This is a genomic window from Alkalihalobacillus alcalophilus ATCC 27647 = CGMCC 1.3604, from assembly GCF_000292245.2.
GTDB lineage: Bacteria > Bacillota > Bacilli > Bacillales > Bacillaceae_D > Alkalihalobacillus > Alkalihalobacillus alcalophilus.
The window spans coordinates 1-14,074 of sequence record NZ_ALPT02000002.1; the positions used below are offsets into that span (position 1 = coordinate 1).

A 14,074-nucleotide genomic window follows, 5' to 3' on the forward strand; every position below is an offset into this window, starting at 1 on the left:
CCACGCACCTACATGAGGTGCGACTTCCTCAACGTCTGCAAAGTCATCATATTTGTTACCATTTCAATCCACGCACCTACATGAGGTGCGACTATTAATTATAAATTAGCACATGATTTAGATTAATTTCAATCCACGCACCTACATGAGGTGCGACTAATAGGTGTTTTTGTGCATTTTGATTAACATATTTCAATCCACGCACCTACATGAGGTGCGACTTCATGTACTTCTGTGTAATCCACTCGCAAAGATTATTTCAATCCACGCACCTACATGAGGTGCGACGGAGTTGTGGTTTTTATTTTTCTAACTATCACCGATTTCAATCCACGCACCTACATGAGGTGCGACATTATGAGCCAATTATAAAAAAATGGGAGGAGCAATTTCAATCCACGCACCTACATGAGGTGCGACCCTCTAATTCGCTAATTTTGAAAGGGTAAGCGGTATTTCAATCCACGCACCTACATGAGGTGCGACTCTTTCTACTTGCATAATAAAATCTTCCATCTAATTTCAATCCACGCACCTACATGAGGTGCGACGGCTACTAGTGCGGCTATTGCAGCTATAACCCAATTTCAATCCACGCACCTACATGAGGTGCGACATCGACAAAATCCTCTGCCGATATACTCCCATTTTATTTCAATCCACGCACCTACATGAGGTGCGACATCAGCGATTTGTCTTAATAATCCTTTAACCTCTATTTCAATCCACGCACCTACATGAGGTGCGACCCTTGTGCAAATAGGTATTGATCTAGTCATGGATTTCAATCCACGCACCTACATGAGGTGCGACGTTGACGGTCTTTCTCACCAATACGCATCGCTTCACGATTTCAATCCACGCACCTACATGAGGTGCGACAGCGAAAATGGCTCAAATTAAAGAAAATACCCATTAATTAGAAGACATTTCCACAAAAAAACTGCTCAGAATTAACTCATTCCTAAAAATACGACAAATTCCAACAATATCTACTTTATTTTTTAGGTGCGAATCCCCCTAGGAAATGATGATCGCCTCACATTCGCACTCATCTATTCTCTCATTAAAACTCGTCAAAAAATCAAAGGTGATTCGATGTCAATTGACTCCTTCACTCCAATATGCTCTACTTTATTTTTGTGGTTATCTCCTAATTTATAAAATCGGAGACTATCTTCTTTAGGATTTATAATAGATGATAGTTCATGCTTTAATGATACATATTGTGTAGAATCAATGATACATTCAAATACCGAATTTTGAACTCGTTGACCATAGTTTTGACAGGTTTTTGCGACTTTTCTCAAACGTTTTTGTCCAGCACTTGTCATTGTACTCACATCATAAGTTATTAAAATTAACATTGCCTACTATCACCTACTTCCAAAGAAATGGTGGGTACTCATCTAAATCTCCTCTAAGAAATCGAGCCAATAACAAAGCTTGGGCATGTGGAACAAGACCCCATGTTATTTTTTCTCCTAAAAAAGGATGGGTGATTTTTTCTTGCTTTTTATTTTGCCAAGCGGTAAGGAATTTTTTCCGAGCTTCTTCCGTCATAATAACAGCACCATTTTCTTTTTTGAAAAAATCGTCCTTATTGAGAGCCTTTTTATTAATAAGGGTCAACACAAATTTATCAGCATATATCCCACGTAATTCTTCCATTAAATCTAAGGCTAATGAAGCTCTTCCTGGTCTATCTCGGTGTAAAAAACCGACATATGCATCTAATCCAACTCCCTCTAATGCGGCAGCCATATCATTTGCTAACATTGTATAAGCAAATGATAATAAAGCATTCACATTATCAAGTGGAGGTCTTCGGGAACGACCTTTAAAACTAAAATTCTCTTTCTGCTGTAAAATCATTTGATCAAACAGTCGATTATAACTAATTGCAGCCTGCCCCTCTAACCCTCTTAAACGCTCCAAATCTTCACAAATTCTTACCTCTTCAATGATCGTTGATAAGTGCTGGGAAACTTCTTTAAACTTCTGTATATCCAAACGAAGCGGATAGTCCCTTGTCATTCTTTCTATCATCCATTTATTATTAAAAATTTTCCCGATAATAAAGTTCCTTGCGATATGAGCAGATGCCATTTCATTATCGGAGATCCTATACTGTTTTTTCCTTAACGTCACATTTCCACGGCTCTCACCAATGACCCTTGCCAAAAAACGCCCGTTCATTGTTAAAAAAGTAATGGAAATATTCCTGTCAGCACAATACCCCATTAACGCAGGACTTGCACCTGTATAACCAAAGGTGACGATGGATTCCAAATTATGAAGCGGGACTCTGCCCAATTTATTCTCATCTTTTAAAAGAACAATGTTGTCACCATCTAATGATAGATAGACATCTGTTTGGTTAATAAAAAGCGTATTTAAGAGCTTTCTCATCCTTTTATTTTCCCTTCAATATAGCTTTTTACTGATTGTTTGTTCATCAATTTAGGAAGACAGATATGTTGTAAGGAGCAACTTTTGCAAAAAGTTCCGGTTTTCACTTTTGGGGTATGGCGACGTTTGTAATATTGATACATTTCATGTGTGGTTTGCCTTACTTTCTCTTTTAATTCTTCTGTAATAGATACTTTAATCCGTTGTTTGGTTTCATTATAAAATAAATAACCATACTCCACCTCACACAATAACATCTCCTCAAGACAAATCGCTTGTGCGACCAGTTGCAATAAATCTTCTTCACCCTGTTTTTTCTTACCACGCTTATATTCAACTGGATAGGGTAAGTAGGTACCACTTACCCCGTTTATTTCAACGCCTTTTGCATCGCTTCTAAACTCGACTACATCACAAACACCCGTTATTTTTAATTCTCTGGACTGTATTGGCATAGCTCTTACAACTAATTTATCGCCACGTTTTTCACGAATTGTATGGTCATCTGCTCGTTTATGCAAATGTTGCCCTTCAACGGTTTTAACATTTTCCTCCCACTGCTGTTCAATATGAATTAACGCCCATTGACGCTTACAGAACTGGAAATGTTGAATACCTGATAACATTAAATAGTTATCTTCTTCATTAAAGGCCATCAATTACCTCAGGTACAAGGCCATCTAGTTCATCAATTTGAATCGTATAGTCCTCAAACTCTCTCGGTTCTTCTGTATTTTTTTCAATTTTTAATGTACGGTGCACTTTAGCTGATGAATATTGCCCTAACTTAGAACTATGCTCCCACCATAAAACCTTGTTTACCTCCATACTTCCATCTGGCCGTGCGGATGAAGCATCATTTTCAAACAAAGTAATTAAAGCTTCTTTAAATTTCTTAGCATCCTCATTAGAAAAACCTGTCTTTTCAGCTAACTGAGTGTTAATGCTTCCTTTAAACACATAAACTCCAAAATCGACACGGTGCTTCATTCCCATTGTGTCGGAGCCCTTAGCTGTTCCTGGTTCTGAATTAACACTTTTGGTAATTTGCATGTTTGTAATATCAATTTGGTCAACACTTGTTGCCGTATGAATAGAAACTGGTCCACGTACACCAACAGAAACCCCTTTACCACCAGACCCTTTGAAGGCAAATACTTGTCCAAAGCTCCTTACATCAATCCATTCGTTACAAGCTAATAAGGCAAAAGCATCACTAGAGCCATTTTTATCTTTCATTATTTTTTGTAACTCTGGAATCGCTTCCGCTCTTTCTTTTAAACTACCATAAGAATCTACTTTATTATCATTAGACTGAACAAAGACAGACTCTTCCATTTGCATCAAACGATTACGGATTTTTCGTTTTAAAGCGACATCAGATACTTCCCCTTTCCCTTCATAATTTTGTCTCGGTCGATTCCCATTTAACGGGTCTCCATTCGGATTGGCTTTTGTTACAGTAAAAACGACAGCGAAATCAATTTTGTGATCCAATGTACTCATAGCTCATTTCCCCCTTCATTTTGCTCCACTTTTTCTTTTTTCTGATACATGTCGTGACGTTGACTTGATAAACCTAATAAAAATTTACCTGTTAATGGACGGTTGTTAAAATCATCCACATTAAATTTTGATGAGATTTCATCAATAATTATCGTATATCTTGTCGCACCTTTTCCTAATTTCGCCAAATAGGGCTGTAAAGCTGCTTGTATCGTTTTCCAAGTTCTTTCTGGGCGATTCGCAAATGAGTTCATATAACGTGTGGCATTTGTTGCCCTTTTCTCACCATTGCTATCTAAGACGTTTCTTTCTAGTACATCGGCAACCGCTAGCAATCTACCAAAAAGGTAACTGCGATCGTCATTATTATTATCTACGGCCATATCATAGTCCTCCTTACTATTTATAAGTGCACATGCAATACTTAATGTTTTCTCCCATTCCCAATTTTCTAACGCAACTGGATTTGAAGCTCTTTGAATCGCACTTCGAACAATATCAGACGGAATCGGGTGTTCGTCGACAATACAAGGTAAAAGTCGTTCCATTAATCCTTTTACAACCTTTTCATTGGCATTTGGTCCATATGTAGCAAAGGCAATGTCTTTTGTCGATGGGGCACCGGTAAATTGAATCCTGTTACCATCTTTCGTTTTACGATAACTGTGACGCCATTTGCACCGTGAGTGCCAATTAATTAGACCATTTATATATAACTCTTTTTGAATATTACGATAATACAAAACCGCAAGACGACCGGTTGTTGCTGAGTCTAATACGAGAATATTGATTTGTTCATTAGTATCAAGTTCTTTTAATCGATTCATATATCCCGATAATGCTTTTTTTACTTCAGTAGCGTAGTTCTGATGGGTATTAGCTACTTGAATTGGTTCTTCTGGAGACTCGTCCCACTCTTCATAAATATCAAAACTATCACTAGTCGGATCAGGAACTTCAGGAACTTGATTCCCCCATACTAAAAAAACGCGACCATCGACAATTTTAGCTTGGCGATTAATTAACCACTTCAGTGCGTTATGAGCCTTTTGAGAGACATCATAACCTATAGTTGCTACTTGATCGCTCTCTCTAAATCTTCCACGATAAGTGAATCCACTCTTATCATTATCTGAAATCAACTTAGCTTTATCACCAGCGTTTCGAATTTTATTGGCATGTCGATTCGTTTTAGGGATCCATTCGCTGGATACATAACATAAATCTTCATCACCTAAACTTTGGTTGTAAAACGAGGTAAATGAATCAAACACCTCTTTTGACTGCCATACTTTTGATAACACTTTAGTTGGAGAGTGAACATTAAAGCGAATAAACGCTCCTTCTTGTCCTCCAGCAACAACGGAAAAAATATCAGGTTTTCCTTCAAATAATTCTTCATATTTTTTATCCCATGAAGTAATCAGTTTTCCTTCACTATCAAGGTGAAGTTTCTTTTCATTGACTAAATCTTCAATTAATCTACCTTTTTTCAAATACTTAAAAATACTATTGACCATCCAATGGTTATAAGGTGAGCTGACCCACTCTTCTAATTGAGCGATGTACGCTGAATAAGGTTCTTCCTTTTTTATCACTCCTCCATATTTAACGTAATCACCCGCAACATAACTTAGTTTGTCATGAAGAGGATAAGGTGCCACAAGTGAACCTGAACGACTTGAGGACTTCTCAGTTGCAGGGATTAACGTATTTCCATTACCTTTAGGAATAATCTCAGCGGAATAGAACTCCCCATCCTCTGTTACAAGCACCTCAATATGAGCCGTTTGCGTTGTATGCCCAACCGGAATTAACGTGTACTCCTTCTCAAATCGGTTCAATTTTCGTTCACCAACTTGACTCGAATTCTGTTTATACGTTTGATAGAGACTTAGAAATAAACTCATTCACTCATCTCTCCTTCTAACACCTTTGAAAGTTCCTCCACAGACTGGACATTCGATTGGTCAAAGTGTTTAGCTTCCATTTGACCTAAGGAGCGTACTTGCGGACATTGCTCAGGAAGAATAAATTTAATCACACCATTTTTTATAACTGGACTCCATAATCTTACTTCCATTTCATCTCTTCCTATTTCATCAGGATAGTTGATGCCATGAACCATCGGGCCAAGGTGAATCTCACCATAATCATCATAAAACCCTTCACCTTCATTAAATGGATGCGGCTCTACATATCCTTGACACTCTCTTGCCCCTAAGAAAATATCTCTTCTCCCTCCAACCTTTAAAGCACGTTTCGCAATATTATGATGTTTATTTTCATTACGGTCAAAAGCGAGATCTGGACGATGAAAGTTAAAATCAAAATAAGCTTTCACATGATATCTAGGCTTTTGTAAATACGTGTAATTCGCTAGTGTGTTTCCTCCACTATATTCAATCGGGCGGATCCCTTTAGATTCCATTTTAATCGGATTCATAATCCGCAGTTCATCAATATACCACACAATCGTTGGCTTCCAATAAATCGATTCGACAATTCCTTTTAAGGCTTGATACGTTGGCACTTGATAGGTCATCTTTTCGCCACCAAGCTTCATTAAGGGATCCGTAAATAAGGCATAATCACCCCAAAGAACAAACTCAATTGAATTTCGCATTGTTTAATTCCCCCTTTCGTTTATTCAATATTTGAAGTTAGAAAATGATTTAACCCCCTCTGTCATAATAGAATAGGCAGCTCTCATTATGACAGAGAGATATTTTCTTAACTAATAACTTTTAAACAATTTTGGTGCTCACACAATTTATTTTCAGCACCTTTAATAAGATAACAAATTGTATTTCTTAAAGTTGTATTCTCTTTTTCTAGTTCACATATTCTTTTTTGTAACTCTCGCTCTCTCTTTACAGATTGATAAATCATCATTTTAATATTAAACACCTCCCACCTCATAAAAAAATAATGTGAATAGAATGAATATTATGTATATTTTAACTTAAATTCCCCTTTATCACAACTAAATTTTAATTCCTATTTATTTATTATCTGAAGTACTAAATTCCCATCCCTAAATTAATATGAAATTTCTAATATGGTATAATGAATTGTCGCTGCCTCAGCGTGGATTGAAATAGATATTAAATAAAAGGTATTAAAAACCTATCATTCCAGATAGGTTTTAATTATCCTCAAAAAAACATTCCACCCATTTGTGCTTCACTTTTTGTATTCAATCCATACTCATCATCGTATGTATTTTCTACTAACACAAAGATCTCTCCATCTAGATAGGATATCAGCCCACCATTTTGTATTAATTCTCTTTTCTCATGTTCAAAAAGATTAATCGAATAATATTGTGCTTTCCTTAACAGATGAGCATACTCTTTAATCGACCTTGAACTATTTAATTCAGCAATGATCTCTTTTCCTTCTCCATAAGGAACGAGTACAGAAGTCGTTAAACTTTCAATTACTTGAAAGTTCTCAGCTGCTGTACGGTAACTATTGGCTAAATATAAATCAAATTTCTGGTTGTATGAACGAGCTTCTGCTAAATATTTATTTTTCTTCCTTGATGCATACAGTAAGTCAACCATGTCCGTTCCAAGACTAGGAATTGGGTAATTTAAGCTCACTTTTAATTCTGTGTAATACACCTGAAAAAACCTCTCTATCGCCTGCCTAGATAAGAGATGCCCACCATGTACGGTTGAATCTCTTTTTAAATCTTTTAAAATTTGCTTTGTGACCATTTTCCCTGCTTGTATTTCTGATAATTTGTCCAAATTTTCTTCTTCATGATCAATCATATAAACGGATTGAAGCCCGTCCATTTCACCGTGACGATTACACCTACCTGCTGCTTGGGCAACCGAATCTAAACCAGCTAAAGAACGGACTACTGATTGAAAGCTAATATCTACGCCTGCTTCAATCAGTTGCGTACTTACACATAATACTTTTTCTCGATTTTTTAATTTCTTCCTCATCTCAGCCAACTTTTTATTACGATGAGCTGCACACATGGAAGTGCTTAAATGGTAAAGAGAAACATCCCCGCCTATCTCTTTTAACTTCTCATATAAATCTCGTACTACTGATTTTGTATTTAAAATAACCAAGATACTCTCTTTTTCTTTCATCTGTTCTTCAATAAATGATACAAGTTTCTCATTTGTAAAAGTACTTTCTGAAGCCAAATCAATCATTTCCACTCGTTTGAAAGCATCAATTACCTTATCAACTTGTGCGATCATTTCACCATCATGTGTTATCTCCAACTTCTGCTCAACAAAATTTAGAGCAGGTTGAGTCGCTGTACAAAGAACCATCGTAGAGTGGGCATAATCTTTCAAAAAATTAAGAGCATCATTAAAAAGAGAAACACATGAAGTAGGAACCTTTTGAACTTCATCAAAAATGACCACTGATTCACTAAGATTATGCATCCTTCTACTATTACGACTTCCCTTCGCATAAAACACATTTAAAAATTGAACCATCGTCGTAAAAATAATAGGCGAATCCCAGTTATCCTTCGCCAACTTTAGTTTCTGCTTATTTGAAATTCTTCCATCCTCAGCTTCATCATCTATCGAATCATTAATAATATTTGAATGATGTTCTAATATGTTCGCATCATCCTGTAAAATTTCTCTGACTTCCTGAGCATTTTGTTCAATAATTGTTGTAAACGGGACAATATAAATAATCCGTTTTTTCTTTTGTAATAAAGCATGCCGCAAGCCAAACCTTAAGCTTGCTAAAGTCTTCCCTCCACCCGTTGGAATCGACAGAGTATAAATGCCTGAGGGACGTTCGGCAAATTTTGCACATTGTTCAGACATTTCGCTTCTCAACTTATCAATGGGAGATGGTTCACCTTGTTCACTTTTGAATGAATCAATCTTCTTCATTAACCTATGATAAAATTTTTGAAAAAGTTCTTCTGTATCAACCTCTAATTCATACGAAACATTCTCCTCAAACAGACGTGTATTCGTCCGATCCCCATCAATTAATGTGCTAAAAATAAACTTTATTAAAAACATTAGGTTTTTTTCGCGTTCAAGTGGTCTTTTTCGATTAAAAATCTCTAATTCTTTTGCTGCACGCTCTACATATTCTTTGAATTCAGATTCGCTCATTACATGCTCAAAAAATAGCCTCTTTGTTTCACTAAACTCCGGAAAAGGCTTTTCTTTTACACGATACAAATAATTCGATTCTAATTGCGGGGTTAGAAAATCTAGCAAATAAGAATGATGAGATAAAATACTATTTCCAACTACCTCTGATAAAATCAAATACCACATCTTCTCTTTTGCTTTATTAGAATGATACATTTCATAAAGTAACTTACCACCAGCTGTAGAATGATCGACACTTCCCCGCTTAGATGGTGCATCCGGATTTTCAATCGCATTCAATAAGTAATCTCGGAATTCGCACGTATACTTACCTAGGTCATGCAGCAAACCCGCTAATCCAGCGATATGTTTAACCCCTATTTTCTCACCATAGCCTTCTGCTAAATGTTTTACTTCGAGTAAATGTTCTCTTACTGTTTGGATTTTCCCATCAGATTCACGAACATGTGCGATAAACTCCATCCAATCCTCCTCTCAAAAATCAAAAACAGCAAAAAAACCATTATTATGATTTTCTTGCTGTTTCTCTAGGGGTATCATTTTGTTATTAACTTATATTATAGTCATTATATACCAACAAATAGAACTAGTCTATTATACCTATCAAATTATTTGAGTTTTTTTTAAAAGTTATGAATTAGCTAAATCGTTGGATGAGCAAAAAATTAGAAAATGGAGAAGGGGATCAAGAGATTTATTGACTCAAATTCTTGAATTATTTTATCGAAATAGAAGAGTTATAATACGAAGAGTTTATTTGAAATTTTAAAGTTCGCACCTTGAACACACGTATACAAGGTGCGACTGCGAAAATTAGCACAAACTAACACAATATAAGCATTATTTCGTCATAATCATTTGCATTCATTTCATTTTTATCTGAATTTTATACTTTCATTCTAAATCACTTTGTTTCATCCTACAACGTTGAAAAAATTCCTCACCTATTCTTTAATAAAATTCACCATAAATTCTCCATCCACCTTACCAACTTCAGCTCGTAACGCGGCAATAACCGCACCACCTACAGGGGCAATTTTCGGTAAGACAAAATGAAATGAATAGATTTTGTGTTCCTTTAATTGTTTTTCGATTCCAGCTTGTAATAAATCGGCTCGGTTCATGACACCGCCTGTTAAGACAATTGGCAAACTGGTATCCGTTCGAACGTTTCCTCTTTTTATCAATGTTGCGATTTGATGCCCGAGCAATTCGGCTTGCTCATTTAAAATTTGTAAGGCAACCCCATCCTTTTGATCAGCAGCGGCCATCACGTGTCGACTTAAGGAAGCAATCGTTTCACGAGCTTTTTCTTCATAAATAAATGGAATCAATGCTGCTGGATTATCTATTTGGAAGTGAGTCAAAATCAGCTTTGTTAATAAAGTCTCGTTGCCTGTTCCATCATAGGCTTGAAAGACAGCACTAACGCCCGCTTTCCCAATCGCATATCCACTTCCTTCATCTCCGACTAAATAGCCCCAGCCACCGACACGATAGCGGTTATTATCGCGATCTACACCGTATGTAATCGAACCAGTTCCTGAAATTTGCACGACTCCAGGTAAACCCATCGTACCTGAATAAAGAGCAATAATCGCATCATTATCAACCTCCACCAGGATACCAGGAATCAATTTTTGTAGAAATTCTTTAATGACTTCTTGCCGATTTGTCCCCTCCATACCAGAAAGTCCGGCAAATAAACTACTGACTTGTTGATAGGCCAGCTCATTTTGCTCCTTTAAGGCGAATAGTAATTGCTTTAGTTCCTCTTTAGCCTGCTCCATCCCAACGCTATTTGGATTTGTCGCACCAACCGTTATTTCAGCTGCCACATGACCTTTTTCACTTACTAGAACACCTGTCGTCTTTGTCCCCCCGCCATCAATACCAATCACATACATAAAATCGCCTCCATCTTTCTTTTCCTCATCATAGCGAATTTCCTATATAGTTGTCTATACCTATTATAACAACCTTGCTCCATTAGTCTAAGATACAATAATATTTTTATTACACCCCGTTTTTTTGTACAAATATACATATATAAACAATCGAAATCCCTTTATGATGAATGTATGCGATTACGTTTTGAAAAGGAGTTGTTTTTATGATAACAACTAAAATTAAAAAAGAAATTATTATGATTGTCGGTGAAAATAACTACGAGGATTCACCCGCTAGTAAGCTCGTTTATTCCTTTGATGCAACTCCACAATTTCAAGCGATGCCAGATGCTGTCGTCTCGCCTAGAAATAAAGAAGAAATTGCTCAAATCGTCAAGCTATGTAATAGCCATCAGATCCCGATCGTCCCCCGTGGTTCTGGGACTAATTTAAGTGCGGGTACGACTCCACTTGAAGGTGGAATCGTACTTTTATTTAAACATCTCGATCAAATTTTAGAAATAGATGAAGAGAACTTAACGATTACCGTTCAACCCGGGGTAAACACGCTCGAAATGAGCCAAGCCGTTGAAGAGATTGGATTATTTTATCCCCCGGACCCGAGTTCGATGAAAATATCACAAATCGGCGGCAATATTAATGAAAATTCAGGCGGGTTACGTGGCTTAAAATACGGGGTGACACGTGATTATGTACTCGGACTTGAAATCGTTTTACCTAATGGCTCAATCATTCGCACTGGTGGAAAGCTCGCCAAGGATGTCGCAGGTTACGATTTAACACGCCTTTTTGTTGGGTCTGAAGGTACGCTCGGAATTATTACGGAAGCGACGTTAAAATTAATACCAAAACCAGAAACGAAAAAGACGGTTCTTGCTCTTTATCAAAGTATGGATGCGGCAGCTCAGTCCGTCTCGAACATTATTGCCAACCGTGTCATTCCAGCAACTCTTGAATTTCTTGACCAGCCAACGCTCAAAGTTGTAGAAGATTTCTCAAAAATTGGGCTGCCTACACATGTGGAAGCTGTTCTTTTAATTGAGCAAGATGGCCCCATTGAATCCGTTCTTAAAGACATCGAAAAAATTGTCACGATTTGTAAAGAACACGGAGCAATTGAAGTCAATATGGCTCAATCAGCTGAAGAAGCTGAAAAGTTAAGCACCGCAAGACGCTCTGCTTTATCAGCACTGGCTCGCCTAAAGCCAACAACCATTTTAGAAGACGCGACTGTGCCACGTTCGGAAATTGCCAATATGGTAAGGGCCATTAACGAGATTGCTGCGAAGCACAACGTTGAAATCTGTACATTTGGTCATGCTGGAGATGGCAACCTGCATCCTACCTGTATGACCGATGCGAGGGATACGGAAGAAATTCACCGGGTTGAATTAGCTTTACAAGAAATTTTTGAAAAGGCCGTATCATTAGGCGGCACAATTACGGGTGAGCATGGGGTCGGAGCAATGAAAGCCCCTTATCTTCATTTGAAGCTGGGCGAGGAAGGAATTGCCGCGATGCAGGGCATTAAACAAGCCTTTGATCCGAACAATATTATGAACCCGAGTAAAATTTTTCCAAAGTCGACTCGGAAAAGAATTGTGGTGAATCAACCATGAACATAATTGAAAAAGAAAGAATCCAAAAGCAATTTCAAGAGAAGATGGACTATGATGAATTGTTAAACTGTATGCGCTGTGGTTTTTGTTTGCCCACCTGTCCAACTTATATCGAATCAGGAAAAAACGAGCTTCATTCTCCACGTGGACGAATTGCCATAATGAAAGCAGTCGTCGATGGCGATATCGAACCAGATGAGGAAGTAAAAAAATCCTTGGACATGTGTCTCGGCTGCCGGGCCTGTGAACCCGTTTGCCCTTCAGGCGTCAAGTATGGCCATTTACTTGAAGAAGCTCGCGATATTATTTATCAAAATAAAAAACCATCCTTACCTGTGAAAGGATTACGGGAAGTTGTTTTTAATCAGCTGTTCCCACACCAAAATCGCATGGTTGGTCTAGTTGGTTTATTAGGATTTTATCAACGATCAGGTATTAGTACACTTGCTCGAAAGTCAGGTATGCTAAAAGTTCTTCCCGATTCGATGCAATTAATGGAAAAAGTCATTCCTCTTGCTCCACGGAAAAAAGAAATAAAAAATCGACCAACACATCTTGAGCCACTTGCGGTTAAAAAGAAAAATGTTGCCTTTTTTAGTGGCTGTTTAATGGACACCGTCTTTATGAAAACTAATGAAGCCACCAAAAAGCTACTTCAATATGCTGGCTGTGAAATTGTCATCCCGAAAACTCAAGGTTGTTGTGGAGCCCTTCATGGTCATAGTGGCGAAAAAATGAAAGCGAAAGAAATGGCGAAGAAAAACATTGAAGCGTTCGAAAAAGCCGAAGTGGATTACATTATTACGAATGCTGGTGGCTGTGGGGCCTTTTTAGTCGATTATGACCATTTATTAAAAGACGATCCCGAATGGGTAGAGCGTGCCAAGGGTTTTGCCAATAAAATTAAAGACATCACTTCCATTTTAATCGAGTTAAAATTTGATCAATTACCATTGCAGTTAAATGAGGAAGTTTTGACATACCAAGATTCCTGTCACTTACGAAATGGACAAAAAACATTTATCGAACCGAGGAAGCTGCTTCAATCGATTTCAGGCTCTGATTTTGTTGAAATGAAAAACGCCGATCGTTGCTGCGGTTCAGCCGGTATTTATAACATCGTCGAATCGGAAATGTCGATGCAAATCCTCGATTATAAAATGGAACAAACCAAAAAGACAAAAGCAAAAACCATCGTAACCGCCAACCCAGGCTGCTTATTACAAATGAAACTCGGTATAGAAAAAGAAGGCCTGAGTGAGCAAATGCGTGCCATTCATATCGTTGATTTATTATTAGAAGCATATGAGAATGCTAAGAATAAATAGAAAGATAGTGATATTAAGGGTGAGGAGTACAGATGCTTCTCCCCCCTTATTTTCAAAACACCAATTCATTAGAAAGCACGGGAGGGACTCCGTTTTAGTGGCATTTTAAAGGTTAGTGCTTTCTTTTTTGTCCTATAAACCTTGGTTATACGTCATTTCAACACTCGGCTCCTTCC

At 37.5% G+C, this 14,074-nt stretch carries 11 protein-coding genes and 1 CRISPR repeat array; of the genes, 2 read left to right on the forward strand and 9 right to left on the reverse strand.

The window, feature by feature from the left end; genetic code table 11:
- Positions 1-60 precede the first annotated feature (60 nt).
- Positions 61-882: a CRISPR direct-repeat array (repeat unit 32 nt; unit sequence ATTTCAATCCACGCACCTACATGAGGTGCGAC).
- Between the two features lie 194 nt (positions 883-1,076).
- The 9 genes from cas2 to BALCAV_RS00675 all read right to left on the reverse strand — a co-directional run bounded on the left by cas2 (position 1,077) and on the right by BALCAV_RS00675 (position 10,948).
- Positions 1,077-1,367: a CRISPR-associated endonuclease Cas2 gene (cas2, locus tag BALCAV_RS00640; RefSeq protein ID WP_003321347.1), complete on the reverse strand. Its 291-nt coding sequence runs from the start codon at positions 1,365-1,367 to the stop codon at positions 1,077-1,079.
- Between the two features lie 13 nt (positions 1,368-1,380).
- Positions 1,381-2,412 carry a type I-C CRISPR-associated endonuclease Cas1c gene (gene cas1c, locus BALCAV_RS00645; RefSeq protein WP_003321346.1) on the reverse strand — a complete coding sequence of 344 codons (1,032 nt, stop codon included), beginning with the start codon at positions 2,410-2,412 and terminating at the stop codon, positions 1,381-1,383.
- Positions 2,409-3,068 (reverse strand): CRISPR-associated protein Cas4, encoded by a 660-nt coding sequence (gene cas4, locus BALCAV_RS00650; protein WP_003321345.1) that lies wholly within the window; start codon positions 3,066-3,068, stop codon positions 2,409-2,411. The genes cas1c and cas4 overlap by 4 nt, the downstream gene beginning before the upstream one ends.
- Complete coding sequence (gene cas7c, locus BALCAV_RS00655) at positions 3,058-3,918, reverse strand: type I-C CRISPR-associated protein Cas7/Csd2 (RefSeq protein ID WP_003321344.1); 861 nt, start codon at positions 3,916-3,918, stop codon at positions 3,058-3,060. Before cas7c ends, cas4 begins: the two co-directional genes overlap by 11 nt.
- On the reverse strand, positions 3,915-5,828 hold the full coding sequence (gene cas8c / locus BALCAV_RS00660) for a type I-C CRISPR-associated protein Cas8c/Csd1 (RefSeq protein WP_003321343.1): 1,914 nt from the start codon (positions 5,826-5,828) through the stop codon (positions 3,915-3,917). Before cas8c ends, cas7c begins: the two co-directional genes overlap by 4 nt.
- A complete protein-coding gene (gene cas5c / locus BALCAV_RS00665) occupies positions 5,825-6,544 on the reverse strand; it encodes a type I-C CRISPR-associated protein Cas5c (protein WP_003321342.1) in 720 nt (239 codons plus the stop codon). Before cas5c ends, cas8c begins: the two co-directional genes overlap by 4 nt.
- A gap of 107 nt (positions 6,545-6,651) precedes the next feature.
- Positions 6,652-6,813: a hypothetical protein gene (locus tag BALCAV_RS22215; RefSeq protein WP_160173380.1), complete on the reverse strand. Its 162-nt coding sequence runs from the start codon at positions 6,811-6,813 to the stop codon at positions 6,652-6,654.
- Positions 6,814-7,076: 263 nt separating this feature from the next.
- On the reverse strand, positions 7,077-9,503 hold the full coding sequence (locus BALCAV_RS00670; RefSeq protein ID WP_003321341.1) for a CRISPR-associated helicase/endonuclease Cas3: 2,427 nt from the start codon (positions 9,501-9,503) through the stop codon (positions 7,077-7,079).
- Positions 9,504-9,985: 482 nt separating this feature from the next.
- Positions 9,986-10,948 (reverse strand): N-acetylglucosamine kinase, encoded by a 963-nt coding sequence (locus BALCAV_RS00675; RefSeq protein ID WP_003321338.1) that lies wholly within the window; start codon positions 10,946-10,948, stop codon positions 9,986-9,988.
- A gap of 206 nt (positions 10,949-11,154) precedes the next feature.
- Between BALCAV_RS00675 and glcD the strand changes: the two genes are divergently transcribed.
- Together glcD and BALCAV_RS00685 are read left to right on the forward strand one after the other, a co-directional pair.
- On the forward strand, positions 11,155-12,570 hold the full coding sequence (gene glcD, locus BALCAV_RS00680; protein WP_003321337.1) for a glycolate oxidase subunit GlcD: 1,416 nt from the start codon (positions 11,155-11,157) through the stop codon (positions 12,568-12,570).
- Complete coding sequence (locus tag BALCAV_RS00685; protein WP_003321336.1) at positions 12,567-13,898, forward strand: (Fe-S)-binding protein; 1,332 nt, start codon at positions 12,567-12,569, stop codon at positions 13,896-13,898. Before glcD ends, BALCAV_RS00685 begins: the two co-directional genes overlap by 4 nt.
- Positions 13,899-14,074 lie beyond the last annotated feature (176 nt).